The sequence below is a fragment of the uncultured Litoreibacter sp. genome, assembly GCF_947487515.1.
GTDB lineage: Bacteria > Pseudomonadota > Alphaproteobacteria > Rhodobacterales > Rhodobacteraceae > Litoreibacter.
The window spans coordinates 751,120-774,134 of sequence record NZ_CANKWO010000003.1 but is presented as its reverse complement, the minus strand read 5'-3'; the positions used below and the strand labels follow the sequence as shown (position 1 = coordinate 774,134).

Below are 23,015 nucleotides of genomic sequence, written 5' to 3'. Positions count from 1 at the left end.
CATTGATCCCATCTGAGGCGGAATCCCTTATCCAAGGGTTTATCGTTCCTAGGATGTTTTGGGGGGTCCATCAACTGCCGCCAACATCAATGATAGCAGCTTTCCTTGCCACCTTCGACTTTGGGTATCCTTGCGCGTTAACATCACCAAGTCCCGCGTCAGCCCGCCCAATGCGCGATCTTCAACACAGACCCGCGCGTCGGCGTAGCGGTGGACATCGGGCAAGGGTAGCACCGTGTAACCCACCCCCTGCTTGACGCATTCCATGCAGGCTTCAATACTATCGAGAACAAGGGTGTTTTCTGGCAGTGTATCTGCCTCGGTCAGGGAGGCGGCAATCAGTCGCCCAATGCCGGTGCTTGGTCTAAACTGGATGAAAGGAAGAGCTTGCACCCGCTCCTTGGCAGTCATCCTTGAAGCTTTGGCGGGCAGTGCCAAAGCCATCGGCTCAGACGCGATCAAATCTGCTCTCAACCCGCTTGCCGCCCCTTCCACGCGGGTCACGATCGCCGCATCCAACCGCCCTTGCTCTACACTTTGGGTCAAATCCTCTGACAAGTTGGAGCTATAGCGAAACACCGCCCTAGGTTCGTTTTCTCGGGCCTGTGTCACGAAATTGGGCAGGATACGGGCGCTCGCTGATTGGATGAAGCCTATTTGGAAGACACCAGTCATTCCCACGCCGGATTTACAAAGGTCGTGCAAACTATGGACGCCGTTGATGATGTTTGCCGAGCGGTCAGCGACTTGTTGACCCAACGGGGTTAATCGTGGCGGGCGGAAGCTTCGGTCAAACAGTTCCGCGCCTAGCTCGGTCTCTAGTGCTTTCATCTGCATGCTTAATGCGGACAGGGTCATGTTTTGCAGCTCTGCTGCGATACTGAACGATTGAACCTGCGATATTTTGAGCAGAGTTTCGAGGGCGCGCGCTTGCATTAATTCAATCCCGCTGAATTTATTCTTCACTTTTATTGCATTGATTTGCAAAAGTATAGCGCCCAGTCTGAGGGTATGAACCATATCACATCCCAAGAGACCTACCGCGCCGTCGCAAAAGATCTTGCTGCTAGATTTGCTCCGAGGGCCGCAACCTGGGATCAAGAGCGGCGATACTGTTGGGAAAACACCCGCGACTTGGCGCAGGCTGGCCTAATGGGCATGACGATCCCCACACGCTATGGCGGGCTGGGCGCATCCTTCTTGGACACGATTGTGGCCGTGGAAGAAATTGCCAAAGCCTGTACCCTAAGTGCGCGCATCGTGGTCGAAGCCAACATGGGTGGCATCAGCGCCGTGATGGCCTATGGAACCGAACGCCAGAAGACCTTCGTTGCCCCTTATGTTTTGGCGGGCGACAAACCGGCAATTTGCATAACCGAACCCAACGCTGGAAGCGCCGCGACCCAAATGGCGACCACGGCCCGCCGTGTTGAGGGCGGATATGTCATAAATGGCGTCAAGCATTGGATCACCGGAGGCGGAATATCCAAGCTTCATCTGGTTTTCGCACAAGTGTTGGATGACGCGGGCGACAACATCGGCATCGGCGGGTTCATAGTGTGTAACGACCCCGAAAACGGCCTTACCCCAGAAGGTTTCAGCGTAACCGGCCGCGAACGCACCATGGGGTTATGTGGAATGCCCGAGGCATCACTGCAGTTCGACGATGTGTTTGTCGCCGATGAATTTGTCTTGAGGCCGCCTTCTGGGTTCAAACGTGGCTTTGCGGAACTGATGAACGCCTATAACAGCCAGCGCGTAGGTGCGGGCGCGATTGCTATGGGTGTTGCAGCCGGCGCGCTAGAGCATGCGACGCGCTACTTGTTAGAACGCCATCAATTTGGGCGCCCCATCGCAGAGTTCCAAGGGCTTCAGTGGATGTTGGCGGATATGGATGCCTCTGTTCATGCGTCGCGGTTGATGCTGCATGAAGCTGCGCAATCGCGCGGCGCGGATGGCGCTGGCTTTCCAGATGTCACCTTGGCAGCTCGTGCAAAGCTATTCGCGTCGGAAGCCGCCATCAAAGTGGTGAATGACGCATTGCAGATGTTCGGTGCACGAGGATATGGCGCCGATGAGCCGCTTGAACGCATGTACCGCGACGTGCGGATGTTCACCATTGGCGGTGGCACGGCACAAGTTTTGCGCACACAGGTTGCAAGCAGTGTTCTGGGCATAAAAACACCACAGACACGCGGCGGTTACTTGTAAATATGTAAGGGATTTTGGAGCGGGCGGCGGGAATCGAACCCGCATCTTCAGTTTGGAAAACTGAGGTCTTAACCATTACACAACGCCCGCGCGCTTGGGTTGAATATGCGATACCAAATGGATGGTCAAGCAGCCAACCACCTTCATATAGGGCCTACTCCGTAAAAACTTTCCTAACGTATGTCTCTGATGTCAAAGGGCGATTACTGCCCGATGACTACGGGGCAGCCTGAAACAGCATTCTGCGCGGAAGTGTTATTTTTGTTGTTGGGGCTTTCGGTCTCGACCGGCCCCCAGAACAGCGTTCAAAACGAGACCTATAAGACCGTCAGACTAAGGCTTCTGAACACCCGCCCTATTAAGAATGACCCGATACAAGCTTGTCGTGGCGGTAACATAAAGTTCATGTTTTGCGCGCCCGCCAAAGCAAACATTCGACACTTTCTCCGGCACAAGGATCTTTCCCATCAAATGGCCATCCGGAGCAATACAATGCACACCATCCGCCGCTGACGACCACAGGTTTCCATCGCGCCTGTGTCCGGCGATACTCGGCACACCACGCAAGGGTTTTCCTGCGGGGCTTGAAAGCCCTCATAATTGCTAGCAATCCCGTAATGACGGCCCGCCAAAAACTCAGATGGTTACGCATCCGCAAAATTGAGCTGAACCTTCATGGCGCGACTACGATCAACGGCTGTGTCAAACGCCCGATGAAGATCACCTAAGCCAAAGGAATGGGTGATCAACGGGCTCACGTTGATCAAGCCCTTTTGCATCAAGCTTACACCGGTGGGGAACTCTTCATGGAACCGGAATGATCCCCTGAGTGACAGCTCCTTTGCGGTCATCGCTTGCACCGGTAATGTCATATCCCCGCCAAGCCCAAGCTGAATGATCGTACCACATGGGCGCATTGCGTGAACGGCCCCAGACACAGCAACCTGTGCACCAGAGCATTCGAACATCACATCAAATGTGCCTTTGCCCTGCGTGTAGCGCGCAAGATCACTGCTGTTTTGCGCCATATTGATGGCCACATCCGCACCCGCATTTCGCGCCATTTCTAGAGTGAATTCCCCCAAATCAGTCGCCACAATAAAGTCTGCCCCTGCACGGCGGGCCGCCAGAATGCACAAAACCCCGATCGGGCCGCAGCCAGTGACCAGCACTGACTTCCCCAACAATGGACCCGCATTTTTCACCGCATGCAGACATACCGCCAGTGGCTCGGCCATCGCGGCTTCTGCTGCTGATAATCCCTCCGCCACGACGCATTGCGACGCCTCCACAACAAGGGTCTGGCGGAACGCACCTTGGATATGTGGGAAGGGCATCGCCGAGCCGTAGAAGCGCATGTTCAAACAATGGTTGAACAATGCTTCATCGCAATACTGACAATCCCGGCAGGGTCGCGACGGCGACACGGCAACCAATTGCTCTAGGCTGAAGCCAGTCACCCCTTCCCCCATCTGCGAAATGTGACCGGACACTTCATGCCCCAAAACCATCGGTTCCTTCAGGCGGATGTCCCCAAAACCGCCATGATTGTAATAGTGTAGATCTGATCCGCAGATTCCCCCGACGGCCAGCTGGATTTGAACCTGCCCTTGCGCGGGAATCGCGACTTGGTGATCCTCAAGGCGCAGATCTTTCGGGCCGTGTATCACAACTGATTTCATCTTGAAGCGCCTCGGCATTGGCTAGAAGCCACTGATAACGCTTGGTAAAATTCTCCACGCTCGCCCAGAGGTCTAGGCGGCAGGCGCAAGATATCGTGCAAATCCTGCCTCCCTTCGAAGTGCGGAGAACCTTGCAAGACTTCGGCTTTTGGCATGTTGTTCTTCCCAAGGATCGTTGACATTTTCATGTTATCGATAACATAAACAGCGAGCCCGAAACTTGTCGAGACCCAAAAGGAACCCCATGAGCCTGACCCTATTTGACCTCAGCGGAAAACGCGCTCTTATCACCGGATCATCCCAAGGCATCGGCCTCGCCCTTGCGCGCGGCCTTGCCGAAGCTGGCGCAGAGGTTGTTCTCAATGGACGGGATCGGGAAAAGCTCTCTGCTGCGGCAAAGGTGTTGCGCGATGATGGGCACATAGTCCACGAGCTTGCTTTTGATGCGACCGACCACTTGGGTGTTCGGAGCGCCATTGATGCATTCGAAACAGAGACCGGCCAAATCGACATTCTGGTGAACAACGCGGGGATGCAGCACCGCAGTGCGCTTGAAGATTTCCCCGCTGATGCCTTTGAGCAGCTGCTACAAACCAATGTCGCATCGGTTTTTCATGTCGGCCAAGCCTGCGCGCGACACATGATAAAACGCGGCGCAGGAAAGATCGTGAACATCTGCTCTGTGCAAACCGCCCTCGCCCGTCCGGGTATTGCGCCCTATACCGCGACGAAAGGGGCCGTGGCCAATCTGACCAAAGGCATGGCCACTGATTGGGCCAAACACGGGTTGCAATGTAACGGCCTTGCCCCTGGGTACTTTGACACGCCATTGAACAAGGCGCTCGTGGACGATCCGGAGTTCAGCGCTTGGCTGTCAAACCGCACCCCAGCTGGGCGGTGGGGAAATGTAGAGGAACTGGTTGGCACTTGCATCTTCCTATCCTCCGCGGCGTCGTCATTTGTGAATGGAACCACAGTCTTTGTCGATGGCGGGATAACCGCATCCCTATGAGTCAGCGCTATGTGATCATGGGGGTGTCAGGGGCAGGCAAAAGCCTTGTCGGTCGAATATTGGCCCAAAGGACTGGCATGCATTTCATCGACGGAGATGATCTGCACCCGCACAGCAATGTTGCCAAGATGAAACGAGGCGAGGCGCTGTGCGACGATGACCGTGCGCCATGGCTTGAGGCCATAGGGAGAACTCTGCGCGACGATAACACGGTTGTCGCCTGCTCTGCCCTTAAGCGCAAATATCGTGACCGGATAACGCAGCGAGCGACCGCCCCCGTCACCTTTTTGTTCCTTCAGGGCAAGCGCCACACCCTGATCGAAAGAACCCAGTCGCGCGAAGGGCATTTCATGCCCCCGTCCCTGCTAGAGAGTCAATTGAGGACGCTGGAGCCTCCGGCAGCAGACGAGTTACACCTCGTCGCAGACATCGAGAACGCCCCAGAAGAAATCGTGGACATACTTATTTCAAAGATGGCAGAGCTCTCTTCGCCTAACTCCCCCGCGCGCTAGCAGGTGTCGGGGTTCCGCCAAAACACCTGCGCCGACCTCACGATCTACCAACATTCAAATCGGGGAACGTCCGGCGCGCAAGATGCGTCGGCATTGCTTAGGGACCAGATCGCTAGCCTCTGCTGGCGCTTATGGGGTCTGTGTCCGCTTGCCGTCGATGTTATCGTTATCAGGTCCATAGACAGCAATCAGCGAAAATGGCATTTACAATAAAGACGTTAACGCGAAATCAGAGAGAGCCGTTTACACCGAGGATGAAGCTAACGACACAAAACAATCACGGATCAGTTTGCACCGGCCTAAAGGAAACAGCACGATGCGCCGCGCCGACGGATGCCGCTGTACACCACCGCGCCCCGCAGGCCGCCGTGCTTTTGATAGATGTGTGCTCACCAAAACCTCATGCGCACCATTGATGTAAGGACGCTCGATTTATGCAACGCTCATCTGTCACCATGAAAAATGTAGCAACCGCAGCCGGTGTCTCGGTGATGACCGTCAGCCGCGCGTTTAAAGCCGACAAATCCGTCAATGAAGAAACCCGCAAACGCATCGTGCAACTCGCCGATGAGCTTGGGTATGTGTTTGACACAACAGCCGCCAATCTGCGGACCCAGAAGACCAACTTTGTGGCGGCGATCATCCCGTCCATAAATAATGCCAATTTTGCAGATACCGTTGACGCGCTGTCGGACCGTCTTGAGGCCGCAGGCATGCAGGTGCTTTTGGGGTACAGCGACTACAACATCGAAAAGGAAGAAATCCTGATCGAGCAACTTTTGCGACGCAAACCCGATGCCATCGTGGTCACCGGTGGTCAACACAGCCCGCGCGCGCGCAAACTATTGAAGAACGCAAACATCCCCGTCGTCGAGACATGGGATTTGCCCCAAGACCCTATCGAGCATGTTGTTGGATTTTCAAATGCCGATACCACTCGCGGGTTGGTTGATCACCTTGTGGAGCGGGGCAAATCGCGGATTGCTTTCATCGGGGGTGATTCAAATGATGATACGCGCGGCGCGGATCGCCGACGCGGTTTCATTCGTGCAATGGCCAGCCATGGGTTGGATTCAAGCCGCCTCATCAGTGCGGGGCCTACGCCGATATCCATGCGCGAAGGTGCCGATGCTATGGCGCGACTGCTGGACACTTTACCTGACACGCAGGCGGTGGTTTGTGTGTCCGACCTCAGCGCCTTCGGCGCGTTGACCGAATGTCAAAGGCGCGGGGTCGCCGTGCCCAGTGACATCTGCATTGCGGGTTTTGGGGCCTATGAAATTGCGGCCGTGTCCCACCCCACGCTCACCACCATCAACCCGCAACCGCGCGAAATCGGCACAAAAACTGCGGAGCTTATCCTAGACCAGCTGGCCGCATCGGAGGCGGAAGCCGTTGGCGCCTCAGTACAAGAGATCGAGTGGTCACTTCGCGTTGCAGGATCGACTTGAATGGTGTGATCCTCGCGCGGCATCTGTCCATGATTGCAATCCGGCGTGGCCTTGTCATGCAAAGGCTGTGGGAGGGATGCCCGCTTAAGCTGTTACCGTCCGTCGCGCGCCTGATACGTGAAGCGTGGCCGCAGGTTTACCTTTTGGCCGCGAAACGACCCCAAATCAAAAAAGGCCAGCGCTCCATGGCGCTGACCTTCATTGTAATTTCGATTTGAATTCCAGCGCCTTAGCGCCCCATCCAGCCACCATCAACAACCATCACATGGCCATTCATGTAACTTGCGGCGTCAGACGCCAAGAACACAGCCGGCCCCTTAAAGTCGTCAGGCTTGCCCCAACGGCCCGCAGGGATACGGTCCAAAATAGACTTTGAGCGCGCAGGATCATTGCGCAGGGCCTCGGTGTTGTCGGTATCAATATACCCTGGCGCGATGGCGTTGACGTTGACACCTTTGCTTGCCCATTCGTTGGCGAAGGCCATAGTCAGCTGACCGATACCGCCTTTGGACGCCGCATATCCTGGAACGGTGATGCCACCTTGGAACGTCAGCAATGAGGCCGTGAAGATGATCTTCCCAGAGCCACGCTCGACCATAGTTGCCCCGATGTCGCGGGTCAGGATGAACTGCGCGTTGAGGTTCACCTCGATCACTTCATCCCACATGTCATCGGGGTGCTCTGCCGCGGGGGCACGCAGAATTGTGCCCGCATTATTGACCAATATGTCAATCTGCTTGTGTTCCGCGCGCACCTTTTCAGAGAATTTCTTCAATGCAGCGCGATCGGAAAAATCACAGGCATAGCCGGTGAATTTGCGCCCGAGGGCTTCCACTGCACGCCCAACCTCCGATCCGGAAGCTTCAAGCGTGGCACTCACGCCGATGATATCCGCACCGGCTTCCGCCAAGGCCTCGGCCATACCGCGCCCAATGCCACGTTTTGCACCCGTTACGAGTGCGGTTTTGCCAGTCAGGTCAAATTTGCTAAGCACAGTCATTATACGTCCTTCGACATGCGGATCATGGATTTCATCGCGTTGGGGTTTTGGGTCAGTGTTTCAAAAGCGGTCTCGATGCTGGTCAGGTCTTGAATGTCGGTGATGAAGGCCTCGCAATCAACCACGCCCTTTGCCAGCAAGGCCATCGACTTGTCGTAATCTTCGGGGCGGTACACGCGCGCCCCCAAAAGATCCAATTCGCGCCAGAAAAACTGGAACATGTCGATTTCGGGCTTGGATGCGTGAATCGCGACCATGACAATCCGGCCACGTGTGGCAGCCGCAGCGGTCATCAAGTCCACACCGGGTTGCGAGCCCGAAACCTCGAACACCACATCCGCCCCTTTGCCACCCGTTGTCTCATGGATGGTTTTTGCCACATCCACGTCCTTGGGGTTCAAAATGGCAAAGCCTGCTTTTTTGGCAAAGGCCAAGCGGTTTTCATTGATCTCGGAAATCGTCACATTGGCGCCTGCGTCACGGGCCACCATCGCAACCAACATGCCGATAGGCCCGCCACCGATGACCAGCACATCTTCGCCCGCTTGGACATTTCCGCGCTGCACATCATGGACGGCAACCGACAGAGGCTCGATCAGCGCTGCGTGGCTTAGGTCGAGGCCCTCTGGCAGCACATGGATTGTATGCGCTGGCACGTTCCATTTTTGCTGAAACGCCCCGTCGGAATCGATCCCGATGAATTTCAGGTTGTGGCAAACATGCTCATGGCCCGCGTTGCACGCCGGACAGTCCCCGCAGTGGTCCAGCGGGCGCACAACAATAGGCTGACCCGCGCTCAGACCTTTGACGTTTGATCCCACCGCTGAGATCACACCAGACATTTCATGACCAATGGTGCGCTCAAAGCCCACACGGCCATCCATATGCCCCAAATAGATGTGCAGGTCGGTCCCGCAAATTCCGCAGTAGGCGACATCCACTTGAACTTCATCAGCCTGCGGAGGGGCAATCGTCACGTTCTCAATCGAAAACTTCTTCTCACCTCGGTAGACGGCAGCAGTACTTGTCATTTCATATCTTTCATTGCGTAAGTAAATTTGCGGCGGCCAGTTTGTCCCAGTCAAACTGAACTCCTGTTCCAGGAACGGATGGCGCTTGGGCCAAGTGGTTCGCAACCCTCAGCGGGCGCGTTGTATACTCATCTATAGGGAAGGAATGCACTTCAATCCAACCCGCGTTTTTCCGTGCTGATACAAGGCTTACATGTAACTCCTGCATCCCGTGGCTGCACACTGGCAGGCCATGCTTTTCAGACAATTCGGCGACTTGCAAGAAGCCCGTAATGCCGCCGCAGTTTGACGCATCGGGTTGCACAAAGCTTAGCTTGGCACGGTCGAACGCATATTCAAATTCGTGGATTGTGTGAAGGTTTTCGCCCATCGCAAGCGGCACCCCCGTGGCATCCGCAATCTTGGCAAAGCCGTCGTAGTCGTCGGGAATGATCGGCTCTTCGAACCACAAAATATCGTGGTCCTTGAAGGCATTCGCAGCCTCAATGGCTTGCTCCACAGACATCGAATAATTGGCATCCACCATGAAGGCCACATCCGGCCCAATGAGCTTGCGAACCGCCGCGACACGTTCAATGTCATCAGGGCGACCGACTTTGATTTTCACCCCGTTGAAGCCACGATCCAGATACCCTTGAACGGAGTCCAGCAACTTGGGCAACTCGAACCCCAAATCGATGCCACCGCAATAGGCCTTGCATTCAGTGCCTGCTCCACCGGCCATTTTCCACAAAGGCTGGTTCAGGCGCTTGCCGCGCAGATCCCAAAGCCCCGTATCCACCGCCGAGATCGCAAATGACGCAATGCCACCTCGTGCAACATAGTGCACATGCCACTGCATAGCCTCATACAGGGCTTCGACATCCTGCGCGTCTTGGCCAATCAGGAAGGGCGCCAGATCGTGATCGATCATTGCCTTGATGGCATGCCCGCCCTTGCCGCCAGTATAGGAATACCCAGTGCCCTGCGTCCCGTCATCCAAGTGAATGGTGGCGGTCACCAGTTCAAAGAAATGATGGTCCCCATGCTTGGCGTCCACCAGCACTTCGGCCAAAGGGATGTGGAACAATTGTGCATCCACTGAAACGATCTTGGTCATGTTTGGGCCTTTCGTGCCGCGCGCCCAGATGTCACGCGCGCCTGAAACAAAATAACTGCGAAGAGAAAACCACCTCGGATCACCATTTGCCAGTAGGCACTGAAACTAATTGTCCCTCGGCCGTTTTCAAAGTTGAGGATGTTGAACACCAACCCGAGCAAAAGCGCGCCCGCAACTGTCGCGGTAACAGAGCCCATGCCCCCAGTTAAAAGCGTACCACCAACGACCACGGATGCAATCGCCGACAACTCCCAGCCGATCCCTTCCAAAGGTTGCCCCGCACCAAAGCCAGACGCCAGAATCACGCCAGCCAAACCGGCACACGCCCCCGACAACAGGTACACAAAGGCCGTGGCGCGATTTACCTTCAACCCCATAAGAACCGAGGCATCCGCCCCACCACCGATGGCCAGAACCGTGCGGCCCAAGGTGGTTTTCTCCAGAACAAACCAAAGGACCACAATCACCGCGCCGACCAAAACAATCGACCACGGCAGGATGTTTAACGCGGTCTCCATCCCCATGCGGGTGAAATTTGACCCCCAGTCGACGGATATTGTCTCGGCACCGGAAATCACCAACGCCCCGCCCTTGGCCCCCAACATTGTGGCCAGCGTCGCGATGAATGGCGGAATGCGCATAACGATGATGCAAAATGCATTGATCGCTCCGAACGCAGCCCCTGCCAACACGGCAATGGGAAGTGCCACCTCAAGACCATAGGGCGACAAATACGCCGCTACGACGGATGTGAACGCCGCGACAGAGCCCACCGACAGGTCGATCCCCCCCGTCATAATGACAAAACACATGCCCACAGAAATGATGATGAACATCGAGTTGTAGTTCAGGAACGACGTAAAGTTATACGCCCCACCAAAGTTCTCGTAGCGCAAAACACCAAATAGGATCAGCGCCACAAGCGCCACCCAGACCGCAACCGATTGAGGGTTTTGGGAGAGGTATTTGCGCAGATCAAATGCGTCTGTGTCCAACATGGTCACTCCTTCCGCGCCATTTGCAAGTAAACCGCTGCGAGGATGATGATGGCCTTGGCGATCAACGCCACCTCGTCCTCCACGCCATTTGCAAGCAACGTATATTTCACCAATTGAATGATAACGGCCCCAAGGATCGCGCCAAAGATTGGCGCACGCCCCCCCTGCAGCAACGCCCCGCCAACAACTGCGGCGGCAATTGCGTCAAGCTCCATGAGGTTGCCGTTCCGCGCCGCGTCAGAGGCGGAGTTAATCGCCACCACGATCAGCCCAGCCAATCCCGACAGCACGCCGCAGATCATATAGACGCCGATTTTCACCCGCTTCACAGGCCCGCCCGAAAGCTCGGCCGCGCGCTCGTTGCCCCCCACAGCCAGCACATAGCGCCCAAAGATGGTTCGGCTCATGACCCAGAACAAAACGCAGGCAATCGCGATGGCCAACCAGCCCTGAAACGGCAGTCCCAAAACCTTTCCGGTTCCGAGATAGCTAAATGAGGGGTTGGAGAATGTCTGCAGGTTGCCATTCGTCAAAACCTGCGCGATGCCCCGCCCAGAGATAAACAAAATCAACGTCGCAATGATCGGCTGCACCTTTAGGTTGGCCACCAGAATTCCGTTAAACAGCCCGCAGGCCAAAGCAGCGATCAGCGGCACAACGATGGCTGCCGTGATGCCCAAGGCAGGGTTGGCCTGGCCAAACTCTGACATAAAGATCAGCGGAGCCATGGCCCCAGATAGCGCCATGATCGCGCCGACCGACAAATCGATCCCGCCGGTGGCAATCACCAAGGTCATCCCCATGGCGACAATGGCAATGGTGGCAACTTGGCTGATGTTTACGAACAATGTCTGCATCTGCAAAAAGTTCGGTGTCACGATGATGTTGAAAAGCAAAATCACGGCCAAAGCGACCAGCCCGCCGTTGGTGCGCAAAAAGGGGCCCCATTCGAATGTCTTTGTAGGCCTTGCGCCTAGTTCCGTGTCTTGGGTGCTCATGCGGCCTGCCCCTCTGTATGTGCCAGAGCGCGCACAAGCGCGTCTTCGGTGATGCCAGGGTTGGTGAGTTCGGTGACGATGCGGCCCTCGTTCAACACGATGATCCGGTCCGCCCCTTCCACAATTTCCTCAAACTCGGAGCTGATCAAAATCACGCCGACGCCCTTTGCGACACTGTCGCGGATGATCGCCTGAATTTCGCGCTTCGCCCCTACGTCGACACCCCGTGTCGGTTCGTCCAAAATCAAAACATCCGGGTCAATGGCCAGCCAACGCGCCAACAGAACTTTTTGCTGGTTGCCGCCGGACAGCTCGCGGATCGGTTGCTCCATATTGGCAGTCTTGATCCCCAGTGCTTTGATGTAGTGAGCAACGAGCTCACGTTCTCGAGCGCGGTCGATCTGGCCGTTTTTGGTCAGTTTCGGCAAAAGGGCCAAGGTCAGGTTTTCGCGGACCGACATGTCGGGGATGATGCCTTCGGCTTTGCGATCTTCGGTGAGATAGCCAAAACCAGCTTCAATCGCCGCGGATGGGGTCTCTAGCCCCGAGGCCTCGCCTTTGACGTTGATCCGCCCGCCGGTCAGACGGTCGACCCCGAAGATGGCACGGGCGGCTTCGGTGCGCCCCGCCCCTAACAATCCACCAAGACCAATTATCTCGCCGCGGTGCAACGTCATGTCGAAATCCGTCAAACGCGGCCCTGTTGTGACATTTTCGGCCGTGAGCAACACTTCACCCAAATCGGCCCCAGCGGTGCCGCCGCTGAACTCGGTCATGCCAGCCTGTTCGATGTCATCCGCGTCGCGGCCCAACATGGCGGCGATTAATTCCAGCTTGGTGCTGCCAGCGATGTCGCGGCAATCAACCGTGCGCCCGTCGCGCATGGTGGTCACGCGGTCACAAATCTCAAACAACTCATCAAGAAAATGAGACACATATAGAACGGACACGCCCGCCTCGCGCAGCCCTTTCACCACCCCGAATAACACCTCCACCTCGGAGGCATCCAGCGACGAGGTCGGCTCGTCCATGATCACCAGCCGTGCGTCCAACGATACTGCGCGCGCAATCGCTACAAGCTGTTGAATGGCGGTGGAGTAGCTGCCAAGTGGCGCGCGCACGTCAATGTCGATACCAAAGCGCGCAAGGATTTCACGGGTTCGGCGATGTGCTTCACGCCAGTTGATAAAGACGCCAAGCCGCTTTGGCTCATAGCCCATCATAACATTCTCGGTGACCGACCGTAGAGGAACAAGGTTCAACTCTTGGTAAATCGTGGCAATGCCAGCCGCCTGCGCCTCGCGCGGGCTGTTGATGACACTGTCTTTGCCCCCAAAGGTCACAACGCCCCCGTCACGGCGATAAACGCCTGTCAGGATTTTGATCAACGTCGATTTTCCAGCGCCGTTTTGCCCGATCAAAGCATGCACTTCGCCTGGGGCGATTTCCAAGGACGCACCTGACAGCGCACTCACGCCGGCAAACGCCTTGTCGATTCCGCTCATTGAAAGAAGTTCCGCCATATCCCCCCCTTGGCAAATCTTAGATAGCGAAGGGAGGCACGGTCAAACCTCGCGCCTCCCCTCCAATATATGTGGCCTTAGTAGGCTTCGCCGATGTGCTTGGCTGCGTTGTCCACGGTGAAGATACGGTCTTGAACCTGAACCCAGTGTTCAATCTCTTCGCCATTGGCGTATCGGTTCATGACTTCACAAGCGAGTGGCCCGAAGAAAGGCGAGCTTTCAACTGTCACACCCATTTTGCCGTCGATGATCGCCTGAAGCGCGTCGCGCGTGCCATCGATGGACACAACCATGATGTCTTCGCCCGGCTTGCGGCCAGCCAATTCCAACGCTTGGATCGCACCGATCGCCATCTCGTCGTTATGCGCATACACGATGTTCACATTCGGATGTGCTTGCAGCAGGGTTTCCATGACCTGACGCCCCAAATCACGCGCAAAGTCACCTGTTTGAGAGGCCACGATTTCAAAGCGCGGGTCGGCAGCAATCGCATCATCGAAGCCGGACTTACGGTCATTCGCTGGGGATGAGCCTGTGGTGCCTTCGAGCTGTACGATAACACCTTTTTCACCTTTGAAATTGGCGATTGTCCATTCCGCAACGCGGCGGCCTTGGTCAATGAAGTCAGACCCAAGGAAGGCCACGAAATCTTCGCCAGGTTTGGCAGCAGCCGGATCAACCGAACGGTCCACAAGGAACGTAGGAATGCCTGCAGCCTTGGCTTTTTTCACCGCAGGGATCAGGGGCTTTTCTTCACGCGGAGGCAAGAACAATACGTCAATGCCTTGGGCGATCATGCTGTCAACGTCAGCAACCTGTTTGGCAGCGGAGCCAGCAGCATCAGTCGCGATCAGATCCCAGTTGCAGCTTTCTGCGGTGTCGTGGAACGACTTGGTTTCAGCAATGCGCCAAGGGTTGTTGGATTCCATCTGAGAAAAGCCAACTTTGTAGCGTTCTTTTTTCTCGAGTGGCGGCAGGGATTGGCCAAAAGCCATTGTTCCTGCACCAAAGCTCAGGGCCGTTGCGGCCAATAGCAGTAGTCTGCGGTTCATAGTGTTTCCTCCACTTGTGATGCGCCTGATTTTTCAGACACGATTATCGGGGCTAGCCCCAGCTCAGATACGTCGTTTGTTTCTTCAGGTAGGCGTCGAAGCCATATTGACCGTCTTCCCCGCCCACTCCGGATTGACCCCAACCACTGTGAAAGCCCTGAACGGCTTCTCCATTGCTGCGGTTCATGTAGATTTCCCCGAATTTCAGCGCATAAGGCGTCTGCGCGATGCGCTTGGCGTTTTGCGTGAACATGTAGGCGGACAAGCCAAACGACGTGTCATTTGCAAGTGTGACGGCTTCGTCGAAGCCGCTCACTCGTTTTGCTGCGACCACTGGCCCGAAGATTTCCTCTTGAATCAACGGAGATGCGTTTTCCGTGACCTCCATCACGGTTGGCGCAATCCAATGGCCTTTCTCGTAGGGGCCATCATTCAATGCCCCCCCTTTCAGCAAAACCTGCGCACCGGCTTTCACACCGCGTGCAACAATCTCTTCTATTTTGGACACTTCCAAGCCGCTCACTTTCGGGCCAAGGTCCACGTCCCCCATCGGGTCCCCGATCGATAGGGCACGGCTTTGGGCGACAAATTTTTCCAAGAATTCATCCGCAATGGCGTCATGCAGATACATACGTTCATTGCAGGTGCAGATCTGTCCGCAATTGGTGTAGCGCGCGCCCACCGCTGCCGTGACAGCCGCATCTATGTCCGCGTCCTCCATGACGATGAAGGGCGCCTTGCCACCAAGCTCCAGCCGCACGACCTTTAGCTCGTCGGCCGCGGTACGGAAAATTTCACGACCGGCACGCGTGCTGCCTGTCATGGTGATCAATGCTGTATCCGGATGTTCAACCAAACGCTGACCGACAACTTGGCCGCGCCCCGTGACCACGTTGAAGACCCCTTTCGGCAGGCCCACGCGCTCTGCCAGTTCAGCAAGCGCCAAACCAGAAAACGGGGTGATTTCGTGGCTCAGCAACACAAAAGTATTGCCTGCGACCAATGCGGGGCCAAGCTTGCGCGTGGCCAAGGCTGCGGGGTAGTTCCATGCCGTTAGCCCGACGACCACACCATAGGGGTGGCGTCGAATGTGGATTTCTTCCGAGCGACTGTCAGAGGTGACAATATCACCGGTAATCCGGCGGGCCTGCTCTGCGGCATAGCGCAGGAAGTTCGACGTCGCACCGATTTCACCACGGGCTTGATCGATCGGCTTGCCCTGCTCAAGGGTTACCAATCGCGCAAGCCGCTCTGCATCAGCGTCAATCGCATCGGCCAGCAGGTGGACAAAGCCCGCCCGCTCGATCGCCGGACGCGCCGCCCATTGGGCGCTGGCGTCTTTCGCGGCCGCAACAGCTGCATCGGCGTCATCAGCCGTGCCTTCAGGAATATGGCCGATTGCGACTTCAGTCGCTGGATTTTCAACCTCAATAACGGGCGCGTTCGCAGGGCTTTGCCATGCTCCGTCCACATACATCTTCCCGATCATAGGGGCATCATTGGGTTGGCTAGAAAGCAGCATATTCGACTCACGTTCAGGGATATTTGGCAGCAGATTTGATAACGCCATTGGATAGGCATTTAATTATTTAAGTCAATTAGTAATATTACTAATATTATTATCTCGTGGAATTGTCGAAGGTCGAAGTTTCAGCTATACCTAGCTCACAAGCGCGGGAGAGAGCATGAAAGACGACGCACAAGGGGCAGCCCCAAAGAGCAAAACAAAGACGGGCAATAGGGTCACCATGCGTGACATCGCGCGGGTTGCCGGATGCTCTCAGCCGACTGTCTCTTTCGTCTTGAACAACAACGACACGGTCAAAATTTCCGAGCACATGCGCCAGCGCGTCACCGATGCCGCCCGCGACCTAGGATATAAAGCCTCTGCGCAACTCTCCAAACCTGCGGGTAAAAATCCGGGGTACATCGATGGCCCTATTGCCTTTGTCATAGACACGCTTGCCACCAGCCCAGAGGGCGTTCACGCCTATGACGGAGTATTGGAAGCAGTCAAAGCAACCGGCAATTTGGTCATTCTGGCCGAAACGAGAAATGACCCGACACTCGAACCCAAAACCTTGCAGTATTTCATTGACCAGCGCGTATCAGCGATCATTTACGCCTGCGTCTTCACGCGGCAAGTCGACTTACCGAAAATCCTGCAAGATACCGATATTCCAGTATTTTTGCTCAATTGCTATACGGATGATTACTGCCATCCCGCGGTTATTCCAGGTGAGGTGGCGGGGGGGCATACCGCAACCAATGCGCTGATACGGCAGGGGCATGCGCGGATCGGTCTGATCACAGGAGAGCTGTTCATGGAATGCGCCAGCGGGCGCTACACCGGTTACCGCAATGCGCTGGCCTCCGCGGACCTTCCTTATGACGAAGACCTGATCGTCGAAGGCAACTGGCTGCCGAGTTCCGGCTTCGAAGGCACCAAGAAATTGATGTCCTTGCCCAATCCTCCGACCGCAATCTTTTGCGCCAATGACCGCATGGCTGTCGGCTGCTATGAAGCTATTAAGGAGATGGGATTGTCTATTCCCGAAGACATTTCGGTAATCGGATATGACGATGACGAGATCGCGCGCCACCTGTCCCCGCCCCTGACCTCAATGAACCTCGCGGACCGGTCAATGGGGCGTTGGGTGGTGGACCAATTGTTCCACGGCCCCACCGGAAACAACCGTCACCCGCTTACCAAACTGGAGTGCGAGTTGGTGGAGCGCGATTCGATCGCCGCCCCCAAAACGCGCCCGTAACCGCGTCTGCATGGGCGAAACATTCGACCATATCGTGATCGGAGGCGGCTCCTCGGGGGCGGCGGCGGCGGCGGGTTTGGTCAACAAAGGTGCACGGGTGTTGCTACTTGAGGCGGGGCATTCGCACCGCCATCCGTTGCTCGACATGCCTCCGGGGATCTTCAAAATGATCAACGGCTCCAAGTTCATGCGCTACCATAAGTCAGATCCTCAGCCCCATCTGGACGGGCGTGTGCAAGACATCCCTCAAGGCAATGTTTTGGGCGGCGGGTCCTCCGTCAATGCGCAAGTCTACATGCGCGGGCGCCCTTCGGACTACGATGAATGGGGCGAAATCTTGCGGGGCTCCAACGATGGGGTCGGATGGGGATGGAAGGACGTCCTTCCCTATTTTCGCGGCATGGAAAACAACAATCGGTTCGCAGGCGAGCTGCACGGCACCCAAGGGCCGGTTCAGGTATCTGACCCCGGCCATATCGACCAGATGTCACGTTGGTTTGTGCAAGCGGTTCAAGCCATGGGCGAGCCGTTCAACCCCGATTTCAACGGGGCAACACAACGTGGCGTCGGGTTTTACCAGTTCACCAACCGAAGCGGCAAACGCAGCTCTTCGGCCTATGCATTCTTGGCGCCGCTTAAGGGAAACCCCGATCTGGTCGTGAAACTGCATGCAGAGGTCGCGCAGATCATCATCGAAAAAGGCCGCGCCACCGGTGTCACCTATCGCGACAAATCCGGCCACCACACGGCCCAGACTGACGGCGAGGTCATTCTTGCGGCGGGGGCACTGGTGTCGCCAAAAATCTTGATGCAATCGGGCATTGGTCCCGAGGCACATTTGGGCGAACACGGGATTGATGTCACAGCGCCTTTGGACGGTGTCGGGCAAAACCTGATCGACCACCCCGAAGTCCCCGTTACGGCCTTTGCCAATGGCCCCTACGGGTATTTCAAGCAAGGTGTCGGATGGCGGATGTTGCGCAATGGCTTGCAGCTCAAGCTGTTTGGCAGCGGGCCGGTGACCTCCGCAGGGGTTGAGGCAGGGGCATTTATCAACCCAAGGACCCCAACGGCTGCCCCGACCATTCAGGCGTTCTGCGTGCCGATCGTCTATCTGGACCGCGATGCGCTGTCCGAAGTCGAGGATGACTACGGGTTGACGGTGACCACCGTGGTCGTAAAGCCAAAGTCACGCGGCGAGGTGCGCCTGCGCTCAAGTGATCCTTTTGCCATGCCGCGGTTCTCTCCAAATCTGTTGAAGCATGAAGACGATATGGCCGAGATGATCAACGCCCAGAGGTTCTTTCGCCGTGCGTTTGAAACCCAGCCTTTGTCGGACCGCATTCGCGACATAGTGATCCCCACCGCGGATGATGACGACACCCTTCGGGCCCATTGCAAACGTTTTGTCAAAACCAACTACCACCCCGCAGGGACCTGTAAAATGGGGGCTGATAGTGATCCCATGGCCGTTCTGGACGCGAAAATGCGGGTTCGTGGCGTCGAGGGACTACGGGTTTGCGACATGTCCGCTGTGCCGGATATCAACGCCGGAAACACAAATGCGCCGGCCATGATGCTTGGGGCGCGCTGTGCCGACCTGATTATGGAGGACGCTTAGGGCCTCCAGCCCGCATAAAGAGGATGGTCACGCGACACAGGCAGCCGGACCGTTTGGCCGCCATTTCTGGCCGACATATACAGGGCTGTAACCAGTTCAACTGATGCGCGACCATGGGCAAGCGTTACGGCATCACGGCCCGTTGCAATCGCTTGTAAAAACCCCTCAAAGCCCAACGGCGGCGCTACTAGTCCCGCTAACGCCGCATCGATCCGGCCTTGCGACACGGCCCTTGGCGTTATGGTCCAAGGCGCGGCAGCCGGTGCATAGGGGGACAATCCGCTTTCAACTGTAAACCCTTCGAACATAATCCGGATACGGGAGGTATCATCCCCCGCCCCGAGGCTGGCCGAGGACGTAATCAACGCACCGCTGTCCAATGTGAAGCTGATCGCAGCGCAATCCTCGGTTTCGATGGTGTTGACGCGCGTGGCCAACTGCGCGTTGAGCTGTGCCACAGGCCCCAATAGCACCCCCATCAGATCATGGGCGTGAATGGCGTGACCCAGAATAACGCCCCCTTGCTCCCCCTGCCATGATCCGCGCCACGCGGCGGCATAGTAGTCCGCATCGCGCCGCCAATGGGTCTCTATCGATCCGGCAAAGGCTTTGCCCGCCAAGCCACTTCGGATCAGATGCAACACCTGCGCGACCCCAATGCCGAAGCGATATTGGAATACCGGATAGACGGTACGCCCAGTAGCCAAAGACACCGCCTCCAAGCGGTCCACATCTGCCAGCGACGTTGCTACGGGCTTTTCGCAGATGACATCCTTGCCCGCCTCCATCGCCGCGATCGCCGTCGCGACATGAAGATGCGGCGGCAGGCACACATCTATGATGTCGACATCCGACGCCAAGACGGCGTCCAAATCCGTTTCAACGGGGATGTCGCCTGCGATCTCTTGCGCACGCGCGCGGTCCAAATCGCAGATCACTGTGACGTCAAATTGCTGCGGCAGGGCGCGGTAGGCGGCCAGATGTTCGCGGCCAATTCCGGCGCCAATAATGGCGACCCTACGCATCTGCGATCTCCTGAGCACGCAAGGCCAGTTCCATCACTTTGAATGCGTGGGCTTGTGGCATCGCAGTCTCGGAGCGGTCGCGGATATCTGCAATCAGCCGCGCGAAATAGGGCAGCCCCGCATCACTGGCATCAATTTTCTCGCAACGCGTCCCATTGGTAAGCAACAAATGATCCGTCCCTATCCCCACGCCCACGTCCACATATTTGCGCAGCTCAATCGTGCCCTCCGTGCCCAAAATCGTCAGGCGCCCGTCGCCCCAAGTCGGCAAGCCATCCGGAGTAAACCAATCCACACGAATGTAGCCGTGGCCTTCGGGTGCACGCAGGGCAATTTCGCCGAAGTCCTGAAAATCCCCGCCAACTGATGTGGCCGACGCAAGCGTCACCTCGGCATCCGTAGCCCCTGTGAAATACAAAAACTGGTCAATCTGATGCGACGCAATATCGGTTAGAATGCCGCCGTTGCGGGCCGGATCAAAGAACCAGTCCGGTCGCGTCGGCCGGTTCAAGCGATGCGGCCCAAGCCCCACCGTTTGAATGACGCGACCAATGGCGCCTTCTTGTACAAGTTCTGCAGCACGGGTCACACATGGCACCTCGAAGCGTTCCGAGAAATCTACCGACCAAATGCGCCCCGTACGCGCGACACAGTCCCGCAGAGCGTTTAGCTGATCCATGGTGGTGCAGCCCGGTTTGTCGGACATCACATCAATGCCCGCCTCCATCGCTCGGATGGCAAGTGCAGCACGATCACTTGGGATCGCAGAGATAATCACCAAATCCGGCTTGGCATCCAACACCGCATCCACCGACGCCATCCTCGGCGCATCAGGAAAGCGTTTTACGAAACCCTCCAGCGGCTCTGGAGTGCCGTCCGTCCACCACCCGACGCAGTCCGCCCCCTGCTGCAGCATGTTGCCAAGCATCCCGAAGGCATGGCGATGATCGATGCCCAAAACGGCGACTTTAAGTTTAGACATTTCGAACTTTCATTCGTTTTCCTTCAAGCGAGGATTCCATCAGCGCCTCGATCAGCGCATGTGTTTTCAGTGCGGCGCGGCCCGTGACCAGCGGCGGGCGTTGCTCATCGATTGCGTTGATGAAGTCATCTAAAATTCCTTGGTGCCAAGCGTGCGTAAAGGCCATTGGATCTGCCCCGCCACCTGTATTGGCCGCCGCGCCGAACTTCTCGATACGCCCGTCTTGCCAATGGATGTGCAATTGCCCTGCTTGCAGACGCGCTGACGCCTTGGTGCAATGCAAAGTGATTGTTTCGGCTCCTCCTGGGAAACTGGCGGTCGAGGCCGTCAAAGTGCCCACGGCCCCATTGGCGAAATCAAGCCCTGCGGCAACGACGTCTTCGACCTCCATCTGGTGCAGCTTGCTGGTGCGTGCCATGGCTTGCACCTGATTGACAGGTCCGGTCAGGGACAAGAGCAGATCAAGCGTGTGAATGGCTTGGGTGATCAACACTCCGCCGCCGTCTTGCGCGATGGTGCCCCGTCCGGGTGTGTCGTAGTAGTCTTGATCGCGCCACCACGGCACATTGACCTCAGCCAAGGCGAGATCCCCCAGTTCCTTATCGGCCATAAGTTGCGTCAGTTTTTGCGACGCTTCGCGCATCCGGTGCTGAAACATGATGCCAAGCGGGATGTTAGCCAGTTCACATCGCTCAACGATAGCTGCGGCAGACGTTAGGCTGCGCTCAATCGGTTTCTCCAAAAGGATCGGCTTCCCCGCTTTCACAAGAGCCGACACAATGTCGTTGCGGGCGTTGGGAGGCGTGGCCACAATGGCAAAGTCAATATCGGGATCAGCCGCGATATCTGCCAGTGCCACAGCGCGAACACCATGGTTTTTTGCGTAGGATTGCGCGTTCTCAGGCCGACGCGCGCATACTGCAACCAGCTGCGCAAGCTCAGAGGATTCAAGCGCCATACGATGCGTTTCGGCAACCATTCCGACCCCAATAAGTACCGCGTTTTTCATCTAATCCTCCCAGTCGGGCCGACCGTGCGCCAAAGCGTCCATTGGGTCAACGGCTCATCTCTTCCAGCCGGTTTGAAACCACTTTGGGCGGGTAAATTGTCTTATCTATCACTTGGATACAGATGACCTTGTGGCGGCCTGCTTTGACGTGCTGTGCAATCGGGTGCGCACCCAAATCAACAACCCCGACCCGATGATAATCGCAGCACCAATCAGCGTTGGTCTGTCGGGAAGATGCCCCCAAATCAGATAGCCAGAAACTGACAAAAACAGCAAAAAGAAATAGGCATAGGGCATTAGCGTGTTGGCCGTGGCAAAGCGGTGGGCGCGGGTCAGAAGTTCATGCCCTGCCCAGCCGAACACCCCCAGCAGGATCATCAACACCCAGTCCAGCGCAGTGCTCGGGTTGCTCCAATAATACACGGCAACCGGCAATAGCACTGCGGTGCCAAACAGCCCCATGTAGAATTGCATAATCTCTGTCGAGACCACCCCTGCAAGTTTGCGCGTCAAGATCGAATACAACGCCATCGCCAAGGCGTTATGCAAGGACAACAGCATAGCCCAGTGAAACTCGGCACCGAAGGGGCGCATCACGACCAACACCCCCACAAACCCCAGCACGATACCGAACACCCGCCACGGCCCAGCTCGTTCCCCAAGCATGGGCCAACCCAGCAAACACACCAAAATCGGAGAGGTAAACATAATCGATGCCGTTACGGTCAGCGGCAAATACAGCAGGGCCAAGAAGTTCAGCGCCGTGGAGGAGGTCAGCAAATAGGCGCGGAACAGCACCAGCCCCAACCGGTCGGTCTGGAAGCGCTCCGCGTCCAAGCCGCCGCGCATAACCAACCAAGTCGATATGAAGAAGTGACCGACATATCGCATGAATGCCAATTGCATCGCGGGAAGCCCTGCCAACACTAGCCATTTCACCGATGTGTCGATCATTGAGAAGAACAGCCACGCCACCAAAATCATGGCAATGCCAAGACTTGCACGGTCTTCAAGTGCGGGAATGGCGACGCGGCTCAT

General features: G+C 56.6%; 21 protein-coding genes and 1 tRNA gene. 6 read left to right on the top strand and 16 right to left on the bottom strand.

What is annotated here, in order from left to right:
* Positions 1-48: 48 nt before the first annotated feature.
* Entirely contained in the window at positions 49-936 is an 888-nt protein-coding gene (locus Q0746_RS13725) for a LysR family transcriptional regulator (RefSeq protein ID WP_298261192.1), read from the bottom strand.
* Between the two features lie 75 nt (positions 937-1,011).
* Here Q0746_RS13725 and acdA point away from each other — a divergent pair, with 75 nt between their 5' ends.
* Positions 1,012-2,211, top strand: a complete 1,200-nt coding sequence (gene acdA, locus Q0746_RS13720) for a 3-sulfinopropanoyl-CoA desulfinase (protein WP_298261191.1) — start codon at positions 1,012-1,014, stop codon at positions 2,209-2,211.
* 15 nt (positions 2,212-2,226) lie between these two features.
* On the opposite strand, the gene Q0746_RS13715 is transcribed toward acdA, so the two are convergent.
* The 3 genes from Q0746_RS13715 to Q0746_RS13705 all read right to left on the bottom strand — a co-directional run bounded on the left by Q0746_RS13715 (position 2,227) and on the right by Q0746_RS13705 (position 3,893).
* Positions 2,227-2,301: transfer RNA gene (locus tag Q0746_RS13715), tRNA-Gly, on the bottom strand.
* A gap of 243 nt (positions 2,302-2,544) precedes the next feature.
* Complete coding sequence (locus Q0746_RS13710) at positions 2,545-2,769, bottom strand: SMP-30/gluconolactonase/LRE family protein (protein ID WP_298261281.1); 225 nt, start codon at positions 2,767-2,769, stop codon at positions 2,545-2,547.
* Positions 2,770-2,855: 86 nt separating this feature from the next.
* Complete coding sequence (locus tag Q0746_RS13705) at positions 2,856-3,893, bottom strand: L-idonate 5-dehydrogenase (RefSeq protein ID WP_298261189.1); 1,038 nt, start codon at positions 3,891-3,893, stop codon at positions 2,856-2,858.
* Between the two features lie 244 nt (positions 3,894-4,137).
* Between Q0746_RS13705 and Q0746_RS13700 the strand changes: the two genes are divergently transcribed.
* From Q0746_RS13700 to Q0746_RS13690, 3 genes are all read left to right on the top strand, one after another.
* Entirely contained in the window at positions 4,138-4,905 is a 768-nt protein-coding gene (locus tag Q0746_RS13700) for an SDR family oxidoreductase (protein WP_298261187.1), read from the top strand.
* Positions 4,902-5,417 carry a gluconokinase gene (locus tag Q0746_RS13695; protein ID WP_298261185.1) on the top strand — a complete coding sequence of 172 codons (516 nt, stop codon included), beginning with the start codon at positions 4,902-4,904 and terminating at the stop codon, positions 5,415-5,417. The genes Q0746_RS13700 and Q0746_RS13695 overlap by 4 nt, the downstream gene beginning before the upstream one ends.
* 434 nt (positions 5,418-5,851) lie before the next feature.
* On the top strand, positions 5,852-6,868 hold the full coding sequence (locus tag Q0746_RS13690) for a LacI family DNA-binding transcriptional regulator (protein ID WP_298261183.1): 1,017 nt from the start codon (positions 5,852-5,854) through the stop codon (positions 6,866-6,868).
* A 229-nt stretch (positions 6,869-7,097) separates the two neighbouring features.
* On the opposite strand, the gene Q0746_RS13685 is transcribed toward Q0746_RS13690, so the two are convergent.
* The 8 genes from Q0746_RS13685 to Q0746_RS13650 all read right to left on the bottom strand — a co-directional run bounded on the left by Q0746_RS13685 (position 7,098) and on the right by Q0746_RS13650 (position 16,091).
* A complete protein-coding gene (locus Q0746_RS13685; RefSeq protein ID WP_298261279.1) occupies positions 7,098-7,862 on the bottom strand; it encodes an SDR family oxidoreductase in 765 nt (254 codons plus the stop codon).
* Positions 7,863-7,867: 5 nt separating this feature from the next.
* Positions 7,868-8,899: an alcohol dehydrogenase catalytic domain-containing protein gene (locus tag Q0746_RS13680; protein WP_298261182.1), complete on the bottom strand. Its 1,032-nt coding sequence runs from the start codon at positions 8,897-8,899 to the stop codon at positions 7,868-7,870.
* Positions 8,900-8,909: 10 nt separating this feature from the next.
* Complete coding sequence (locus Q0746_RS13675; protein ID WP_298261180.1) at positions 8,910-9,998, bottom strand: mandelate racemase/muconate lactonizing enzyme family protein; 1,089 nt, start codon at positions 9,996-9,998, stop codon at positions 8,910-8,912.
* Entirely contained in the window at positions 9,995-10,996 is a 1,002-nt protein-coding gene (locus tag Q0746_RS13670; protein WP_298261178.1) for an ABC transporter permease, read from the bottom strand. The genes Q0746_RS13675 and Q0746_RS13670 overlap by 4 nt, the downstream gene beginning before the upstream one ends.
* 2 nt (positions 10,997-10,998) lie before the next feature.
* Entirely contained in the window at positions 10,999-11,994 is a 996-nt protein-coding gene (locus Q0746_RS13665; protein ID WP_298261176.1) for an ABC transporter permease, read from the bottom strand.
* Positions 11,991-13,499, bottom strand: a complete 1,509-nt coding sequence (locus Q0746_RS13660) for a sugar ABC transporter ATP-binding protein (RefSeq protein WP_298261174.1) — start codon at positions 13,497-13,499, stop codon at positions 11,991-11,993. The genes Q0746_RS13665 and Q0746_RS13660 overlap by 4 nt, the downstream gene beginning before the upstream one ends.
* 95 nt (positions 13,500-13,594) lie before the next feature.
* A complete protein-coding gene (locus Q0746_RS13655) occupies positions 13,595-14,569 on the bottom strand; it encodes an ABC transporter substrate-binding protein (protein WP_298261172.1) in 975 nt (324 codons plus the stop codon).
* 52 nt (positions 14,570-14,621) lie between these two features.
* Positions 14,622-16,091, bottom strand: coding sequence for an aldehyde dehydrogenase family protein (locus Q0746_RS13650; RefSeq protein ID WP_298261170.1), 1,470 nt, complete (start codon positions 16,089-16,091; stop codon positions 14,622-14,624).
* Between the two features lie 163 nt (positions 16,092-16,254).
* Here Q0746_RS13650 and Q0746_RS13645 point away from each other — a divergent pair, with 163 nt between their 5' ends.
* Both Q0746_RS13645 and Q0746_RS13640 read left to right on the top strand, forming a co-directional pair.
* Positions 16,255-17,340: a LacI family DNA-binding transcriptional regulator gene (locus Q0746_RS13645; RefSeq protein ID WP_298261168.1), complete on the top strand. Its 1,086-nt coding sequence runs from the start codon at positions 16,255-16,257 to the stop codon at positions 17,338-17,340.
* Positions 17,341-17,350: 10 nt separating this feature from the next.
* On the top strand, positions 17,351-18,961 hold the full coding sequence (locus Q0746_RS13640) for a GMC family oxidoreductase N-terminal domain-containing protein (RefSeq protein ID WP_298261166.1): 1,611 nt from the start codon (positions 17,351-17,353) through the stop codon (positions 18,959-18,961).
* Here the strand turns inward: Q0746_RS13640 and Q0746_RS13635 are convergent.
* The 4 genes from Q0746_RS13635 to Q0746_RS13620 all read right to left on the bottom strand — a co-directional run bounded on the left by Q0746_RS13635 (position 18,958) and on the right by Q0746_RS13620 (position 23,015).
* Positions 18,958-19,986 carry a Gfo/Idh/MocA family oxidoreductase gene (locus tag Q0746_RS13635; RefSeq protein WP_298261164.1) on the bottom strand — a complete coding sequence of 343 codons (1,029 nt, stop codon included), beginning with the start codon at positions 19,984-19,986 and terminating at the stop codon, positions 18,958-18,960. The genes Q0746_RS13640 and Q0746_RS13635 overlap by 4 nt on opposite strands.
* On the bottom strand, positions 19,979-20,968 hold the full coding sequence (locus Q0746_RS13630) for a Gfo/Idh/MocA family oxidoreductase (protein ID WP_298261162.1): 990 nt from the start codon (positions 20,966-20,968) through the stop codon (positions 19,979-19,981). Before Q0746_RS13630 ends, Q0746_RS13635 begins: the two co-directional genes overlap by 8 nt.
* A complete protein-coding gene (locus Q0746_RS13625) occupies positions 20,961-21,977 on the bottom strand; it encodes a Gfo/Idh/MocA family oxidoreductase (protein WP_298261160.1) in 1,017 nt (338 codons plus the stop codon). Before Q0746_RS13625 ends, Q0746_RS13630 begins: the two co-directional genes overlap by 8 nt.
* A 108-nt stretch (positions 21,978-22,085) precedes the next feature.
* A complete protein-coding gene (locus Q0746_RS13620) occupies positions 22,086-23,015 on the bottom strand; it encodes a DMT family transporter (protein ID WP_298261158.1) in 930 nt (309 codons plus the stop codon).